15 protein-coding genes are annotated in these 16,701 nt (G+C 68.1%); 6 read left to right on the forward strand and 9 right to left on the reverse strand.

Going from position 1 to position 16,701, the window contains the following annotated elements; all coding sequences use genetic code 11:
* Nucleotides 1-551: 551 nt before the first annotated feature.
* Both J2X65_RS18065 and J2X65_RS18070 read left to right on the forward strand, forming a co-directional pair.
* The gene (locus tag J2X65_RS18065) at nucleotides 552-764 is read left to right on the forward strand and encodes a cold-shock protein (RefSeq protein WP_213363279.1); all 213 of its coding nucleotides are present in this window, start codon (nucleotides 552-554) and stop codon (nucleotides 762-764) included.
* A 282-nt stretch (nucleotides 765-1,046) separates the two neighbouring features.
* The gene (locus tag J2X65_RS18070) at nucleotides 1,047-1,262 is read left to right on the forward strand and encodes a cold-shock protein (protein WP_213363278.1); all 216 of its coding nucleotides are present in this window, start codon (nucleotides 1,047-1,049) and stop codon (nucleotides 1,260-1,262) included.
* Between the two features lie 184 nt (nucleotides 1,263-1,446).
* Here J2X65_RS18070 and J2X65_RS18075 read toward each other — a convergent pair whose 3' ends face one another.
* The 3 genes from J2X65_RS18075 to J2X65_RS18085 form a co-directional block, all read right to left on the reverse strand.
* Nucleotides 1,447-1,989, reverse strand: a complete 543-nt coding sequence (locus tag J2X65_RS18075; RefSeq protein WP_310203667.1) for a GNAT family N-acetyltransferase — start codon at nucleotides 1,987-1,989, stop codon at nucleotides 1,447-1,449.
* Nucleotides 1,990-2,100: 111 nt separating this feature from the next.
* A complete protein-coding gene (locus tag J2X65_RS18080; RefSeq protein WP_310203671.1) occupies nucleotides 2,101-2,475 on the reverse strand; it encodes a GFA family protein in 375 nt (124 codons plus the stop codon).
* A 326-nt stretch (nucleotides 2,476-2,801) separates the two neighbouring features.
* Nucleotides 2,802-6,551 carry a vitamin B12-dependent ribonucleotide reductase gene (locus J2X65_RS18085; protein ID WP_310203674.1) on the reverse strand — a complete coding sequence of 1,250 codons (3,750 nt, stop codon included), beginning with the start codon at nucleotides 6,549-6,551 and terminating at the stop codon, nucleotides 2,802-2,804.
* Between the two features lie 596 nt (nucleotides 6,552-7,147).
* Here J2X65_RS18085 and J2X65_RS18090 point away from each other — a divergent pair.
* From J2X65_RS18090 to J2X65_RS27005, 3 genes are all read left to right on the forward strand, one after another.
* Nucleotides 7,148-8,344: an MFS transporter gene (locus J2X65_RS18090; protein ID WP_310203676.1), complete on the forward strand. Its 1,197-nt coding sequence runs from the start codon at nucleotides 7,148-7,150 to the stop codon at nucleotides 8,342-8,344.
* 101 nt (nucleotides 8,345-8,445) lie between these two features.
* Nucleotides 8,446-8,859: an NADH:ubiquinone oxidoreductase subunit NDUFA12 gene (locus J2X65_RS18095; RefSeq protein WP_310203679.1), complete on the forward strand. Its 414-nt coding sequence runs from the start codon at nucleotides 8,446-8,448 to the stop codon at nucleotides 8,857-8,859.
* A 133-nt stretch (nucleotides 8,860-8,992) separates the two neighbouring features.
* Nucleotides 8,993-9,691, forward strand: a complete 699-nt coding sequence (locus J2X65_RS27005) for a DUF2155 domain-containing protein (RefSeq protein ID WP_404977746.1) — start codon at nucleotides 8,993-8,995, stop codon at nucleotides 9,689-9,691.
* On the opposite strand, the gene aat is transcribed toward J2X65_RS27005, so the two are convergent.
* From aat to J2X65_RS18130, 6 genes are all read right to left on the reverse strand, one after another.
* Nucleotides 9,622-10,302: a leucyl/phenylalanyl-tRNA--protein transferase gene (aat, locus tag J2X65_RS18105; RefSeq protein WP_310203682.1), complete on the reverse strand. Its 681-nt coding sequence runs from the start codon at nucleotides 10,300-10,302 to the stop codon at nucleotides 9,622-9,624. The two genes, J2X65_RS27005 and aat, sit on opposite strands and share 70 nt — an antisense overlap.
* Before the next feature lie 94 nt (nucleotides 10,303-10,396).
* Nucleotides 10,397-11,749: an acetyl-CoA carboxylase biotin carboxylase subunit gene (accC, locus tag J2X65_RS18110; protein ID WP_310203685.1), complete on the reverse strand. Its 1,353-nt coding sequence runs from the start codon at nucleotides 11,747-11,749 to the stop codon at nucleotides 10,397-10,399.
* Between the two features lie 8 nt (nucleotides 11,750-11,757).
* On the reverse strand, nucleotides 11,758-12,240 hold the full coding sequence (accB, locus tag J2X65_RS18115; RefSeq protein ID WP_310203689.1) for an acetyl-CoA carboxylase biotin carboxyl carrier protein: 483 nt from the start codon (nucleotides 12,238-12,240) through the stop codon (nucleotides 11,758-11,760).
* A 51-nt stretch (nucleotides 12,241-12,291) separates the two neighbouring features.
* The gene (gene aroQ, locus J2X65_RS18120; RefSeq protein ID WP_310203693.1) at nucleotides 12,292-12,753 is read right to left on the reverse strand and encodes a type II 3-dehydroquinate dehydratase; all 462 of its coding nucleotides are present in this window, start codon (nucleotides 12,751-12,753) and stop codon (nucleotides 12,292-12,294) included.
* Between the two features lie 176 nt (nucleotides 12,754-12,929).
* On the reverse strand, nucleotides 12,930-13,727 hold the full coding sequence (locus J2X65_RS18125) for a DsbA family protein (protein ID WP_310203694.1): 798 nt from the start codon (nucleotides 13,725-13,727) through the stop codon (nucleotides 12,930-12,932).
* A 50-nt stretch (nucleotides 13,728-13,777) separates the two neighbouring features.
* Entirely contained in the window at nucleotides 13,778-15,268 is a 1,491-nt protein-coding gene (locus tag J2X65_RS18130; protein ID WP_404977747.1) for a M48 family metalloprotease, read from the reverse strand.
* Between the two features lie 144 nt (nucleotides 15,269-15,412).
* Between J2X65_RS18130 and J2X65_RS18135 the strand changes: the two genes are divergently transcribed.
* Nucleotides 15,413-16,621 carry an aminotransferase class I/II-fold pyridoxal phosphate-dependent enzyme gene (locus J2X65_RS18135; RefSeq protein WP_310203701.1) on the forward strand — a complete coding sequence of 403 codons (1,209 nt, stop codon included), beginning with the start codon at nucleotides 15,413-15,415 and terminating at the stop codon, nucleotides 16,619-16,621.
* Nucleotides 16,622-16,701 lie beyond the last annotated feature (80 nt).

Genomic DNA, 16,701 nt, shown 5'->3' on the forward strand with positions numbered 1-16,701 from the left:
ACCCCCTCCGTCACCGCCCGCGGCATCGTCAACATGACCGCCATCGCCGTCGTCGAGGCCCAGGCCTGACGCTCCCCGCCCCAAGGAGCAGGCCCCGCGGCGCAGGGCGCAGGGCTGAGGAGACCGACGAGGCTTCGTGAGTGCTTTCCGTTCATCCGGCTCGCCGCGGCGAGCCGGACGAACGGGCCGCCGCGGACAGAACCGCGTCACCGCCGGCGACCTTGTCGGCGGCGTCACCGGTGCCGTGATCGGCGCCCACTCCGACCGCAACCGCCACGCCCGGCTCTGCTTGCCCTCTCCGGCAGTCCGACGGGCGGGTGGTGCGGGTGCATCACCGTGATTGCGGTGGCGGATCGGCATTTGTGGCGCGATTGCGGCGGTTTCTGCCGTGCAAAAGCCATAATCGTGACCATCCTGTGCGCAGTCTCGTTTGGCTAAAGGACCGTCCGGCGTCCGGACGGTTTGTCAGCCTGTCTAAGCGTGGCGAACGCACGGTTGCCGCCCAGCATCCGGCGTGCATGTAATAACATCGTCTTCCGAAGGTTTTATCGATGGCTGATACCGGCACCGTGAAGTGGTTCAACGAGCAGAAGGGCTATGGATTCATCCAGCCCGATAGCGGCGGCAAGGACGTGTTCGTCCACATCAGCGCGGTTCAGCGCTCCGGCCTGCAGGGCCTGCGCGATGGCGAGAAGCTCTCCTTCGAGCTGCAGACCGACCAGCGCTCGGGCAAGACCTCCGCGGTCAATCTGCGCCCGCTCTGACTGCAATCGTTTCCGGTCTCCCTCTCTCCATCCGGGACCGGAACGCTTGATCCGCGATAGATTACCGCCGTTCCTTACGGAGCGGCGGTTTTCTTTCTTGGAACGGGCGGTTGGCAGCGGAGACACTTGCATTGCCGGTCATTCCGTCTAGTCTCTCCACCGACTTTGGGCGAACTACTGGGTCGTTCCACCTGCGGTTGCCGGTGCGCGTTCCGATTTTCTTCCAAATTCGTAAAGCGGCCGCGGCCGCACACTGTAACCTTAGGCGAGAGACTACCCTCTATGTCGACCCAGACCGGCACCGTTAAGTGGTTCAATGATCAGAAGGGCTATGGATTCATCCAGCCCGACAACGGCGGCAAGGACGTGTTCGTCCACATCAGCGCCGTGCAGCGCTCCGGCCTGCAGGGCCTGCGCGATGGCGAGAAGCTCTCCTTCGAGCTGCAGACCGATCAGCGCTCGGGCAAGACCTCGGCCGTCAATCTCCATGTGAGCTGACTCCAAGTGAGCTGATTTCGCGCGGGCGACCACCATCGCCCGAGCGACACGGAAAAGCCGCCTTGCCCAACCGGCAAAGGCGGCTTTTTTCGTCGGCGCGGGAATCACCGGAGCGGCCTCGCCGGCGGCATGGGGAGCGGGCGGCGTTGCACCGGCCATGGCAGGCCCCGCCGTGCGGCGCAATCTAGCTGTGGGTGACGGGGACGCGCGGGCGCTCCAGCAGGGTCATGGGATGGCCTTGATAGGTGCCGCTGCCGCAGGCGGCGAAGCCGAGCTTGCCGGCCACATGCAGCGAGGCGGTGTGCTCGGGATGGATGATGCAGGTGATGCGCTCGCCGGTGCCGTGGCGCGCCGCCCAGTCGAGCGCCGCGCGCATTGCCTCTTCCGCCAGGCCCCGGCCCTGCGCCGCACCGGCCAGCGCCCAGCCGGCCTCCATGGTGCCCTCGATCGACGGGCTGATCGCCCGCTTGAGATCGTGGAAGCCGGCTTCGCCGATGAAGGCGCCGGTCTCGCGGTCCTCGACAGCGAAGAAGCCGAAACCGAGATGGTACCAGAGTCCGATCTGGCGCAGGAACCGGCTCCAGGCCGCCTCCCGCGGCAGCGGCGTGCCGCCGATGAAGCGGATGACGGCGGCCTCGCTCCACATCGCCGCATAGGCGTCGAAGTCGTCGCGGCGATAGCCGCGCAGCCGGAGCCGCGGGGTGAGGAGGGTCGGGATCTCGACCATGGTGCTCTCGGATATCCGCCGATGCCGCCGCCTGCCCTGGCATGATCGGCGACGGTTTCGGCCCAGGATGGAATGAACGGGGGCTTGGCCTATCACGCCAGGCTCTGCGCGTCAGGCCGCGCGGCCATCATAGGGCACCGGGGTGACAGCGGCGAGGTCGATCGCCTTCAGCGCCCGGATATTCACCGCCGCCATCGGCGTGCCGTCCGGCAGCTGGCCTCGCGCAAACGGCTCGACGCCGCAGGTGTCGCAGAACATGTGGCCGATGACGTGTCGGTTGAAGCGGTATTCGTTCAGCCGCTCCTCGCCGGCGGTGATGCGAAAGGCATCAGCGGGAGCGAAGGCGAGGACCAGCCCCTTGGCCGAGCAGATGGAGCAATTGCAGGCGATCGCGCCGGCCAGATCGAGGCTCACCTCGAACTTCACCGCGCCGCAATGGCAGCCGCCGGAATAGTGCTTCGCGGCGGGGGAGAGAGCATCGGACATCGGGACCTCCGGTCGGGGTGCTTGTCGAAAGACCGGCAGGGTGGACGAGGGGGAGGGGGATGTCGAGACGGGGAGGGCTGACCTTTCGGAGCGTCTTGCGCGTCTTCGGCCGACGTGCCGGTGGCTGCGGGTGCCCGCGCGGCGCTCCGATCATGCTGATGGCCGCCACGCTGATCGCGCCGGTGGGGCACGCGGGCTAAGCACGTGAGGCGGCTCCCCGGCGCGGGCCAGAAAGCATGCAAAAGGCCGGATCAGTGGATCCGGCCTTTTCGTATCGTCGCGATGCTGGCGGCGATGGGTGCAGCCACGCCGCCGCCGTGAGGAGCTCACGAGCACCCGGTCGTCGAGCCGCAGGTCTCGCACTTCAGGCAGGTGCCGTTGCGCACCATGGTGAAGTTCTGGCACTCGGGGCAGGCCTCGCCCTCATAGCCCTTGGCGCGGGCGATGGCGCGGGCTTCGGCCTTGCTCGGCTGGGCCGCGCTTGCCGCCGGGGCCGACCACTGCAGCGCATCGGTCTCGCCAGCCGCTTCCGCCTCGTCCTCCAACTCCGGCTTCAGCGCCGTGGCGCCCTGGGTCAGGCCGCCGCGCAGGCTGGTGACGTTCACCGCCGAGCCGGCCACCGCCGAGCCGTGCGCGCTGCCGGCGGAGCGGGTCTCGCTGCCCACGGCCGAGGAGGGCACCACCATCAGCCCGACCGAACGGCCGCGCGTCAGTCCCTTGGAGACCATGCGCGAGGCCGGGGTCGCCGCCGGCGAGGCCTTGCCCTCGTCCACGCCCTTGCCGAGCGCGTCGAAATTCGACTCACTCAGATCGACATGGCCGAGATCGTTGCGGCCGAGATAGGAGACCGCCAGCTCGCGGAAGATGTAGTCGAGGATCGAGGTGGCGTATTTGATGGTGTCGTTGCCCTGCACCGGGCCGGCGGGCTCGAAGCGGGTGAAGGTGAAGGCGTCGACATATTCCTCCAGCGGCACGCCATATTGCAGGCCCAGCGACACCGAGATGGCGAAATTGTTGATGAAGGAGCGCAGCGCCGCGCCTTCCTTGTGCATGTCGATGAAGATCTCGCCGAGCCGGCCGTCATCATATTCGCCGGTGCGCAGATAGACCTTGTGGCCGCCAACCACCGCCTTCTGGGTGTAGCCCTTGCGGCGGTCCGGCATCTTCTCGCGCTCATGCACGGCGACGATGCGCTCGACGATCTTCTCCACCACCTTCTCGACGATCTGGGTGGTGCGGGCGGCGGCGGGCTTCTCCAACAGTGCCTCGACCGCATCCTCTTCCTCGTCGTCATCGGCGACGAGCTGGGAGTTCAGCGGCTGCGACAGCTTGGAGCCGTCGCGATAGAGCGCGTTCGCCTTCAAGGCGAGGCGCCAGGAGAGCAGGTAGGCCTCCTTGCAGTCCTCGACGGTGGCCTCGTTCGGCATGTTGATGGTCTTGGAGATCGCGCCCGAGAGGAAGGGCTGCGCCGCCGCCATCATGCGGATGTGGCTCTCCACCGAGAGGAAGCGCTTGCCGATGCGCCCGCAGGGATTGGCGCAGTCGAACACCGGGTAGTGCTCGGGCTTCAGGAAGGGCGCGCCTTCCAGCGTCATGGCGCCGCAGACATGGATGTTGGCGGCCTCGACATCCTTCTTCGAGAAGCCGAGATAAGCAAGCAGGTCGAAGGCGGGATCGGCCAGCTTGTCGGCGGGGACACCGAGCTTCGCCAGGGCCTCGTCGCCGAGCGTCCAGCGATTGAACACGAACTTGATGTCGAAGGCCGACTTCACGCCGGCATCGATCTTCGCCAGCGTGGCGTCGTCGAAGCCCTTCGCCCGCAGGGTCGAATGGTTGACCGCCGGGGCCTGGGCGATCGAGCCGTGGCCGACCGCATAGGCCTCGATCTCGGCGATCTGGCTCTCGGAATAGCCGAGCGTGCGCAGCGCCTCCGGCACGGCGCGGTTGATGATCTTGAAATAGCCGCCGCCGGCCAGCTTCTTGAACTTCACCAGCGCGAAGTCGGGCTCGATGCCGGTGGTGTCGCAGTCCATCACCAGACCGATGGTGCCGGTGGGCGCCAGCAGCGTGGTCTGGGCGTTGCGGTAGCCGTGCTCGACGCCGAGCGCGAGGGCCTGGTCCCAGGTCGCCTTGGCGCGCTCGACGAGGATGGGCTCGGGGCAGGAGGCGTGGTCGAGCGGCACCGGGTTGGTGGCGAGCGCCTCATAGCCGCCGGCCTCGCCATAGGCGGCGCGACGGTGGTTGCGGATGACGCGCAGCATGTTCTCGGCATTCGGCGCGTAGTTCGGGAACGGCCCGAGTTCCTTCGCCATCTCGGCCGAAGTGGCGTAGGACACGCCGGTCATGATCGCGGTCAGCGCGCCGCAATAGGCGCGGCCGGCCGGCGAATCATAGGGGATGCCGGAGGTCATCAAGAGGCCGCCAATATTGGCGTAGCCGAGGCCGAGGGTGCGGTACTCGAAGGAGAGCTTGGCGATCTCCTTCGAGGGGAACTGCGCCATCAGGATCGAGATTTCCAGCACCACCGTCCACAGGCGGCAGGCATGCTCGTAGCTCTCGACGTTGAAGGTGCCATCCGCATTGCGGAACTGCAGCAGGTTCAGCGAGGCAAGGTTGCAGGCCGTGTCGTCGAGGAACATGTACTCCGAGCACGGATTCGACGCACGGATCGGGCCGCCGGCCGGGCTGGTGTGCCAGTCATTGATGGTGGTGTGGAACTGGATGCCGGGATCGGCGCAGGCCCAGGCGGCGTGGCCGATCTTCTCCCACAGCTCGCGGGCCTTCAGCGTCTTGGTGACCTTGCCGGTGGTGCGGCCGACCAGGTTCCAGTCGGCATCGGCGCCGACCGCGTTGAGGAAGGCATCGTCGACGCGGACCGAATTGTTGGAATTCTGGCCGGCGACAGTGAGATAGGCCTCGGAATCCCAGTCGGTGTCGTAGACCGGGAAATCGATGTCCTTATAGCCCTGCTGGGCGAACTGGATGACGCGGCGGATATAGTTCTCCGGCACCTGCGCCTTCTTGGCGGCGCGGATCTCGCGCTTCAGGGCGGTGTTCTTCTCCGGGTCGTAACAGTCGTCGCCATCGCCCTCGCAGTTCACGCAGGCCTTCATGACGGCCTTCATGTGCTTGGCGACGAGCTTGGAGCCGGCCACCAGCGCGGCGACCTTCTGCTCCTCCTTCACCTTCCAGTCGATATAGGTCTCGATGTCGGGATGATCGGCGTCGACCACCACCATCTTGGCCGCGCGGCGGGTGGTGCCGCCGGACTTGATGGCGCCGGCGGCGCGGTCGCCGATCTTGAGGAAGGACATGAGACCAGAGGAACGGCCGCCGCCGGACAGCTTCTCGCCCTCGCCGCGCAACGCCGAGAAATTGGAGCCGGTGCCCGAGCCATATTTGAACAGGCGCGCCTCGCGGACCCACAGGTCCATGATGCCGCCCTCGTTCACGAGGTCGTCGCCCACCGACTGGATGAAGCAGGCATGCGGCTGGGGATGCTCGTAGGAGGACTTCGAGCGGGTCAGCTTGCCGGTGGCATAGTCGACATAGAAATGGCCCTGGCCGGGGCCGTCGATGCCATAGGCCCAGTGCAGGCCGGTGTTGAACCATTGCGGCGAGTTCGGCGCCGCCATCTGCATGGCGAGCATGTAGCGGTGCTCGTCGAAGAAGGCCTGCGCGTCGTCTTCCGAATCGAAATAGCCGCCCTTCCAGCCCCAATAGGTCCAGGTGCCGGCCAGGCGGTCGAAGACCTGCCGGGCATCGGTCTCGCCGATGAGGCGTTCCTTCTCGGGCAGGGCGGCGAGCGCCTTGTCGTCGGCCGCGCCGCGCCACAGGAAGGAGGGGACGGTCTCCTCCTCGACGCGCTTCAGCCGGGCCGGCACGCCCGCCTTGCGGAAATATTTCTGCGCAAGAATGTCGCTCGCCACCTGGGAGAAGTGCTCGGGCACCTCGATCCCCTCCAGGCGGAAGACGATGGAGCCATCCGGATTACGGATTTCGCTCGTCGCGGTGCGGAACGCGATGTCCGCATAGGGTGACTGGCCGGCCTTGGTGTAGCGGCGCTCGATGCGCATGATCTTCGTCCCCAACTCGCTCAAGGCGCGGCCCCGTGCCGCCGCGCTGTATCGATGAGGCCTGGAACCGTATCCAGGCCCGCTGTCTCGAAGGGGACGACCGCCAGCCGGCGTCTATCGTTCCCGTGAATTTCGAACTTCAACCCGCAAGACGACGCGCGGAAGCGCTCCGGCGTTGCCGCCGCGAGAACACATTGACTGGGTTGAGACGTCCCAAGCCGACGTGAAGGCCGACCAATCGGGAACGACATCAACCTGTACGAGTCACTTGACCGCGTCAAGATATGGGGCGTTCGTAAACAAACCGTCTAGATATTGTATATCGGGTGAGGTGAAGCCGGTAGCTACCCCCGAAGGCCTTATCGAGCGCGGATTCGGCGCGGGAGTCCAGCGCGGAGGCGGACCGATCGAGGCTTGTACTGGATAGCGAGAAAAGTGGGGAAAGGGTCTCGCTAGCGATTCTAACCGCTTCTCATGACGCCCGTGAGTAGACCCGCCCGCCTTTCCGTTGCGTCCGTGCATGACGGCCTTGCGCCGGTGGCGGTGGACAGATGCGCTCCCGCGCCGCACAACGCCCCTCCTACCGGAGAGCACCGATGAACGGAGCGATCGAGCGGCCCCATGGGACCGCCAGCGACCTCACCTTTTTCCTTCTCGCCCTCGCGGCCGGGGCCGGGGCGGCGAATCTCTATTACGCCCAGCCGCTGATCGCGCTGATCAGCGCCGATATCGGCCTCGACGAAAGCGTGGCGAGCCTCGTCGTCACCCTCGGCCAGATCGGCTACATCGCCGGCCTGCTGCTGGTGGTGCCGCTGGGCGACGCGATCGAGAATCGCCGGCTGCTCGGCCTGGTGCTGCTGTGCGCCTGTGCCGGGCTGATCGCCGCGGCCGGCGCGCATTCGCCGCTGGTGTTCGCCGGCGCGGCGGCGGTGTTCGGATTCGGCTCGGTGGTGGCGCAGGTGGCGGTGCCGTTCGCCTCGCATCTGGCACGGCCGGAGGAGCGCGGGCGTAAGGTCGGCAATGTGGTGAGCGGGCTGATGGCCGGCATCATGCTGGCGCGGCCAGCCGCCAGCCTTATCGCCCACTGGTTCGGCTGGCGGGCGGTCTTTCTTGCCTCGGCGGTGCTGATGCTGGCCCTGGCCGGCGGACTGCGCCTGATGCTGCCGCCGCGCCGGCCGCAGGGAGGGCTCAGCCTGTGGGCGCTGCTCGGCTCCTTTCCGACGCTGCTGCGCACCCAGCCGGTGCTGCGCCGGCGCATCGCCTACCAGATGCCGATGTTCGGCGCCTTCATCCTGTTCTGGACCGCGGTGCCGCTGGAACTCGCCGGGCCGGCCTTCGGCTTCGACCAGAGCGGCATCGCGCTGTTCGCCCTCGCCGGCGCGGCCGGGGTGTTCGGCTCCTCGCTGGCGGGGCGGCTGGCCGATCGCGGCCATTCCCGGCTCGGCACCGCTCTGGCGCTCGCCGGCGCCGCTGTCGGCTTCGCGATTGCCGCCATCGGGGTGGCGTATAGCTCGGTGGCGGCGCTGGTGATCGGCGCGGTGGTGCTCGACCTTGCGGCCGCCGCCAATTTGGTTTTCGGCCAGCGGGCGCTGTTCATGCTCGATCCGGCGATCCGCTCGCGGCTGAACGCACTCTATATCGCGCTGTTCTTCCTCGGCGGGGCGCTGGGCTCGGCGATCGCCAGCCCGCTCTATGTGCTCGGCGGCTGGTACGCGGTGACGGCGGCGGGCATCCTCGCCATGCTCGCCGCGCTCGGCTATTTTGCCACGGAAGCGCGCGGCACAGCGGCCTGACGCCACGGTACGCCGCTCCTTGTCTGGACAGGCGGCGGCGCGGGTGGCATGTTCCCGCCAATCCAGCTCTCGGCCCTTCTCGGCCTTCAGGGACGCAGCCCGTGAATCTCTCGACCTTCGTCACCGAACTCTTCACCTGGTGGAACGGCAACACCATCGGGACCCGCGTCCACACCTGGCGGTACGGCGAGTTCGTCGGCGAAGACCAGTTCGGCAACAAGTATTACCGGACCAAAGGCGGCGCCATCGACCCGGCCCTCGGCTTCGAGCGGCGCTGGGTGATCTTCAACGGCTATGCCGAGGCGACGGCGATCCCGCCCGGCTGGCACGCCTGGATGCACCAGCGCTCCGACGTGCCGCCGAGCCGGGAAAGCTACAAGGCGCACGAGTGGGAGAAGCCGCACCGCGCCAACCCGACCGGCACCACCGAGGCCTACCGGCCCGCCGGCTCGACGCTCGGCTTCGGCCACCGCCCGGCGGTGACCGGCGACTACCGGGCCTGGACCCCGGAGTGAGCGAAGCCGGCGCGGTGGCGCTGCGCGCGTTTGTGAGCCGCCGTATCACGCGGCCGCCCCTACATCGCCGCATTGCCTCGCCATCTGCCGACGGGCGGGCCGCGCTGCGGGCGGCGCCGATAGAGGCTGCATCATGACTTCGGTTTCGACCGCCGCGCCGCGGCGCTCCCGGCTTTGGCGCGCATTTGCCATCCCGCCGACCTTCGCGCTCGCGTTCGCCCTGTTGTCGGGCGGGCCGGCCCTCGCCCAGCAGGGCTGGCAGGGCGGGGTCGAATCGGCGCCGCTCGCCCCGCCGACCGGCGGGCCGGTGGAAAACCCCGATTCGCCGCTGCCGGGCGGTCCCGGCGTGCCCTCGATCATGGAGCCGCCGACCGGCGGCGAGGTGCCTCGCGCCGAGGAACCGCGCGCCCCCGCCGCGCCGCCGCCGGAAGTGCCGGGCAGCGCCACGGTGGGCCCGCAGGGCGATATCGAGGTAGTGCAGCCGCCGGCGCAGAAGATCGCCAACAAGACGGCGGTGTTCTCCGGTCTCGACAAGATTACCGGCCGCATCATCACCTTCGACGCCGCGGTGGGCGAGACGGTGCAGTTCGGCGCGCTGCGCATCACCCCGCGCGCCTGCTACACCCGGCCGGAGAACGAGACGCAGAACACTACCGGCTTCGTCGAGGTGCAGGAGATCGCGCTCGATGGCGAGATCAAGCCGCTGTTCGGCGGCTGGATGTTTGCCTCCAGCCCCGGCCTGCACGGCATCGAGCACCCGATCTATGACGCCTGGCTGATCGACTGCAAGCAGTCGGCGCCGGTGATCGCTTCACCCGGCCCCCAGCAGTAGAAATCCGCTTCGCCACCCTGCAGCGCCTGGGCAAGCAGCGCGGTGTAGCGCTGGCGCGTCACCTCGATGGCGCCGAAGCTGCGCAGATGGTCGGTGACGAACTGGGTGTCGAGCAGCGTGAAGCCGCCCCTTCTCAGCCGCGCCACCAGATGCACCAGGGCGACCTTGGAGGCGTCGCGGGCGCTGTGGAACATGCTCTCACCGAAGAAGGCACGGCCGAGCCTGACGCCATAGAGCCCGCCCACCAGCGCGCCGTCCTGCCAGGCCTCCACCGAGTGGCAATAGCCGCGCGCGTGCAGGTCGCAATAAAGCTTGTGGATGCGGGCATTGATCCAGGTGGAGGGGCGCCCCTGCGCCGGCATCGCGCAGCCGCGCATCACCGCCTCGAAATCATGATCGATGCGGATCTCGAACCTGTCCGAGCGGACGGTGCGGGCGAGGCGGCTGGAGATGGAAAAGCTGTCGAGCGGGATGATGCCGCGCTTGTCCGGCTCGATCCAGTAGAGGCCGGGGTCGTCCGCGCTTTCCGCCATGGGGAAGATGCCGCAGGCATAGGCCTTCAGCAGCACCTCCGGAGTGATTTCGACCTGTTGTTCGCGCGGGCGTGACATGCGTGCAGCATGACGCAGTGGAACGAAGGTGTGAAGGCTTGCGCCGGCCCGGCTCGCAAAGAGTGAAGGCGCCCGAGGGCGCCTTCAGCGGGGTTCAACTGGCCGGCTCGCCTTCGGCGAGGAAGGCTTCGAGCCAGTGTATGTCATAGGCGCCGCGCTTGATGTCGTCATTGACCACCAATTCGCGGAACAGCGGCAGGGTGGTCTCGATGCCCTCGACCACAAACTCGTCCAGCGCCCGCTTGAGACGTGCCAGGCACTCGGTGCGGTCGCGGCCATGAATGATCAGCTTGCCGATCATGCTGTCGTAATAGGGCGGGATCGCGTAGCCCTGATAGACCGCCGAATCCATGCGCACCCCGAGGCCGCCCGGCACGTGCCAATAGGCGAGCTTGCCCGGCGAGGGGCGGAAGGTACGCGGATGCTCGGCGTTGACGCGGCACTCGATGGCGTGGCCCCGCAGGATCACGTCTTCCTGGGCGAAGCTCAGCGTCTCGCCGGCGGCGACGCGGATCTGCTCGCGGATCAGGTCGAAGCCGGTGATCGCCTCGGTGACCGGATGCTCCACCTGGATGCGGGTGTTCATCTCGATGAAATAGAACTCACCGTTCTCATACAGGAACTCGATGGTGCCGGCGCCGAGATACTGCATGTCGCGCATGGCCTTGGCGACGGTGCCGCCGATGCGGGCGCGCTGCTCCGGCGTGATCACCGGGGAGGGGGCCTCCTCGAGAACCTTCTGGTGCCGGCGCTGCAGCGAGCAGTCGCGCTCGCCGAGATGCACCGCATTGCCGCGGCCGTCGCCGAAGACCTGGATCTCGATGTGGCGCGGCGTGCCGAGATACTTCTCGATATAGACCGCGTCGTCGCCGAAGGCGGCCCGCGCTTCCGAGCGGGCGGTCGACAGCGCCGAGGAGAGCTCCTCGAGCGAGCGCGCGACCTTCATGCCGCGTCCGCCGCCGCCGGCCGCGGCCTTGATCAGCACCGGGAACCCGATCTCCGCGGCGACGCGGGCGGCCTCCTCATCGGTGGAGACGCCGCCTTCGGAACCGGGTACGCAGGGAATGCCGAGCGCCTTGGCGGTCCTTTTCGCCTCGATCTTGTCGCCCATGATGCGGATGTGCTCGGGCTTGGGCCCGATGAACTTCACGCCGTGATCGATGAGGATTTCGGCGAAGCGGGCATTCTCGGACAGGAAGCCGTAACCCGGATGCACTGCCTCGGCGCCGGTGATCTCGCAGGCGGCGAGAATGGCGGGGATGTTGAGGTAGCTGTCCCTGGCGGCCGCCGGACCGATGCAGACGCTCTCATCGGCGAGCTTGACATGCATGGCGTCGGCGTCGGCGGTGGAATGCACCGCGACGGTGGCAATGCCGAGCTCCTTGCAGGCGCGCAGCACCCGCAGGGCGATCTCGCCGCGATTGGCGATCAGGATCTTGCCGAACATCGGCTTCCTCACTCGACGATCACGAGCGGCTCGCCATATTCGACGGGCTGACCATTATTCACCAGAATCTGGGTGACGGTACCGGCGCGGGGCGCGGGAATGGCGTTCATCGTCTTCATCGCCTCGACGATGAGCAGGGTCTGGCCCTCCTTCACCACCGAGCCGATATCGACGAAGGCGCGGGCGCCGGGCTCGGGCGAGAGGTAGGCGGTGCCGACCATCGGCGAGGGCACCACGCCGGGATGCTTGGCCGGATCGGCCGAGACCGGCGCCACGCTCGCCGCCGGGGCGGCCGCCAGGGCCGGTGCCGCCGGGGCGGCCGGCGCATAGGCCGGCGCCACCGGGGCGGCATAGACGGTGGGAGCGGCGCGGACGACGCGGATGCGCAGATCCTCGTGCTGCACCTCGATCTCGGTGAGGTCGCTCTCGGAGAGAAGGTTGGCGATCTCGCGCACCAGCGCGGGGTCAATGGCGGGTTTGGTCGTTTTCATCATGATCCCGTGACGGTGCTTGCCCGTCTCCCTCAACTCACGCGGCCGGAGTTACGTGGCAGCCTTTACGCGGCTTGCGGCCAGCGCGTCGATCGCGAGCCGATAGCCTTCGCTCCCCAGGCCGCAGATCACCCCGCGGGCGACCGACGAAATGTAGGAGTGGTGGCGGAAGGCCTCGCGGGCAAAGACGTTTGACAGATGGACTTCGATCGCCGCGACGCCGACCGCCTTTATGGCGTCGGCCAGCGCGACCGATGTGTGGGTATAGGCCGCCGCATTCAGCACCACGCCGAGCGCCCCCCGCGCGGCGTGGATCATCTCGACCAACTCACCCTCATGGTTGGACTGTCCGAAGACGAGGGCGAGCCCGTGGCGCTCGCAGGCCGCACGGCTCAGCGCCTCGATGTCGGCGAGCGTGGTATGGCCATAGATCGCCGGCTCGCGCGTGCCGAGCAGGTTGAGGTTCGGTCCGTTGATGACGTGAACGGTGCCAGATTGGATGGTATCGGTCATGGTGTCCCGAGTGACGGCCCGGCCGGCGGAAGCCGGCAGGACCGCGGGGTTATAGGCAAAGGCTCGCCCGAGGCCAAGCCCCTAACGGTTTGCCCTGGCCCCTGCGGCCCGCTTGCCCGCGCGTAACTGTGGGAAAACCGCCCCCGGCCGCAACCGGAGCGGCTGGCGGGAGGGTGTCAGCAGGCGGCTTTGCCGCAGCTGCGCACGGAATCGATGGTGCCCTTCAGCTGGTCGTGGCCAACCGCGCCGATGATCACCGCATCGCCGGCGACATAGCTCGGCGTGCCGTCAATGCCGAGCGCATCGGCGATCTGCATGCTCTCCTGCAGCGCGGCGTTGACCTCCGGGCGGGTCATCGCCTTCTCGACCGCGGCACGGTCGATGCCGGCTTCGGCGGCGGCCTCCAGCGCGCGGGCCTTGTTGGCCTGCCCGCGGCCACCGAGCAGGGCCTTGTGGAAGGCGAGGTACTTCTCCGGCGCGACCAGCTTGACACCGACCGCCACCTGCGCCGCCTCGACCGAGCCCGGCCCGAGCACCGGGAATTCCTTCAGCACCACCTTGAGCTTGGGGTCGTTCTCGATCAGCTGGATGAGGTCGGGCAGCGAGCGCTTGCAGTAGCCGCAATTGTAATCGAAGAACTCCACCAGGGTGACGTCGCCCTTCGGGTTGCCGACCACCACGCCGTACGGCGAATCGAAGATCTGCGGCTTCAGCTGGGCGATCGCCTGCTTGCGCTGCTGGTCGGCGGCGACGGCCTGCTTCTTCTGCAGTTCGCCGATGGCCTCCTGGATCACCTCCGGGTTCTTCAGCAGGTAGTCGCGGATGACGCTCTCGAACTCCTTGCGCTGGGCATCGTCCAGCGCGGAGGCCGGCGTGGCGCCGATGCCGAGCGCGATGCCGATCGCGAAACTCGCCGCGAAACTGGCCGCGAGCAGGCGGCGCGCCGCGCGGCGGAAGGGGGAAGTCGGCGACATGAGGGTCTCCAGAAATGCGGCTTTCACGGGAAGGTGGGGTGGCGTGCCGATCACGGCGTCTGCCGCCGGATCGGCTTGGGCGGCGGCTTGAGATTCACGATGTCGTCCGCCTTCAGCCAGCCGGGCGAGCCATAGGGAAAGGCCTGGCGGGCGCGGGCGGCCAGTTCGCGGGCGAGGCGGACATCGCCGGTGAGCAGCGTGGATTGTGCCGAGGCGAGGTCCGCATTCGGCAGGTCACCCTTCTGCCCATAGGCCTGGGCGAGGAAGCGCCAGCCGGATGCCGAATCCGGTTCGCGCTGCACGCCGAAGGTGAGCTCGCGCACCGCCTCGTCGAGCGAGGACTTGTCATTGGCCGCCACCAGCGCCTGGCCGAGCAGGGTGCGGATGAGCGGGGCGCCGTTCGACAGCTGCACCGCCCGGCGCAGCGGCGGGATCGCCTCGCGGGCGCGGCTCGCTTCCAGCAGGGCCTGGCCCTTGAGTTCGTAGAAATAGGGGTTGCTCGGCTGTTCGGCGATCAGCGCGTCGATCTGGCGGATGGAATCGGGCACAGCGCCATAGCGATAGGCCGAGATGGCGCGGGCATAGCGCGCCGGCAGCGAGGTGTTGGACGGGGGATAGCGCCGCGCCACCGCGTCCGGCGGCTGCGAGAAACCGACCAGCTTGGCGCGCATCATGTCGTGGCGCGCCTGCAGCTCCGGCGAATCCCTGGCATCCCTGTAGGGGCTCTTGGCGACCAGATCCTCCAGCGCCGCGACGCGCTCGCGCGCCATCGGATGGCTCAGCACATAGGGATCGACGCGCTGGCTGATGAACATCTGGTCGTTCTGCATGCGCTGGAAGGTCTTCACCATGCCGACCGGCGACTGCTTGGTCGCGTTGAGATAGGTGACCGCCGACCGGTCCGCCGCCTGCTCCTGCGCGCGGGCATAGGCGAGCACCGAGCGGCGGGCGATTTCCTGCGGTCCGGCGAGCGCCGCCGCCGCGCCGCCCATATTGGCGCCCGAGGACATGCCGGCCGCCACGCCGCCGGCGGCGAGCAGCGTGCCGATGATCGCCATGGTCTGGGCGTTCTCCAGCTCCTGGCGCATGCGGGCCAGATGGCCACCGGCGATATGTCCGGTCTCGTGCGCCAGAACGCCGATGATCTCGTTGGGCGTCTCGCTGCTGGCGAGGGCTCCAGTGTTCACGAAGATCCGCTTGCCGTCCATGACGAAGGCGTTGAACGAGGGATCGGAAATGATCACGACCCGCAGGTTCTGCTGCGTCAGGCCGGCGGCCTTCCAGATCGGCCGCATGTAGTCGCGCAGCAGGTTCTCGATCTCGGTGTCGCGGATGGTGGTCGGTGAGCGGCGCGGCGCGTTCTGCTGCGCCAGCGCGGTGGGCGGGAACGCGATGGGGGCGAGGGCCGGCGGGATGGCGAGCGCCAGCGCCAACGACAGCGTGCCCACCGCCGATGCAAGGCGGCGGGCGGCTCCGGCAGACCCGTGTTTCGTCAGGCTCCGCCGAAGCGGGGGGTTGTCAAGGCGGGTCAGAAGCATCATCCATCGGCTGCATGCGGGTGCCGCGACCTGACCCGCTCTCCGAGCCGGGGTCAAGAGCGGCGTGCATCATCTTCGTTTAAACGCAGGGTCGCACACGAACCGCAGATTGCGGCACCGGTGCGGCGACATGACGAGACCCCATCCATGACCGGCGCTTTTTCGTCCTCCACCACCCTCGACGCCGCGGCGGCGCGGCTCGCCAGTCCCTCCCGGCGCAGCGACATCGCGCCGTTCATCGTGATGGACGTGATGGAGCGGGCGGCGCAGATCGAGGCCGCGGGCGGTCATGTCGTGCACATGGAGGTCGGCCAGCCGGCCGCCCCCGCGCCGATGTCCGCCCGCGCGGCGGCGCGGCGGGCGCTCGACGAGGGGCGGGTCGGCTACACCACGGCGCTCGGCCTGCCCGGCCTGAGGGCGCGCATCGCCCGGCACTATGGCGACGCCTATGGCGTCGATCTCGACCCGGCGCGGGTAGTGGTGACGACGGGTTCCTCCGCCGGTTTCCTGCTCGCCTTCCTGGCCTTGTTCGAGCCGGGCGACCGGGTGGCGATCGCCAATCCCGGCTATCCGCCCTATCGGCACATTCTCACCGCGCTCGGCTGCGAGCCGGTGCTGATCGAGACCGACGCCGCCTCGCGCTGGGTGATCACGCCCGAAGCGCTGATCGCGGCGCATCGGCAGGCGCCGCTCAAGGGCGTGCTGGTGGCGAGCCCGGCCAATCCGACCGGCACCATGATGCGGCCGGAGGCGCTTGCCGAGCTGATCGCCACCGCCGAGGCGGAGGGCATCCGCTTCATTTCCGACGAGATCTATCACGGCCTCGACTACGCTTTTCCCGCCACCACCGCAGCGGCGATCTCGCCCAACGCGACGGTGATCCACTCCTTCTCGAAATATTTCTGCATGACCGGCTGGCGCGTCGGCTGGATGGTGATGCCGGCGCCGCTGGTGCGGGCGGCGGAGCGCCTGCAGCAGAATCTGATGATCTCGGTGCCGACCCTATCGCAGGTCGCCGCGGAGGCGGCTTTCGACGGTGCCGCCGAGATGGAGGAGGTGAAGCACGGCTATGAGGCCAACCGGCTGCTGCTGACTCGCGAACTGCCCAAGGTGGGGCTGCCGGAGTTCCTGCCGGTGGACGGTGCCTTCTATCTCTACGCCGATGTCTCGCGTTTCACCGACGATTCGGCGGCCTTCGCCCGTCGGCTGCTCGACGAGGCGGGAGTGGCGGCGACGCCGGGGGTCGATTTCGACCCGCATCGCGGCCATCGATATCTGCGTTTTTCCTATGCCGGAGCGCTGGGCGAGATGGCGCTGGCGGTGGAGCGGATCGGCGCCTTCCTGCGCTGGGGGTAGGCGGCCGGAAAAGAGTGCAGCGGAGACACGAGGCCGGCGGCAAGGGACTCCGTTGCCGCCGACGGGACGGCAAAAGAAAA

Origin of the sequence: Ancylobacter sp. 3268 (genome assembly GCF_031456575.1) — a bacterium.
Classification (GTDB): domain Bacteria; phylum Pseudomonadota; class Alphaproteobacteria; order Rhizobiales; family Xanthobacteraceae; genus Ancylobacter.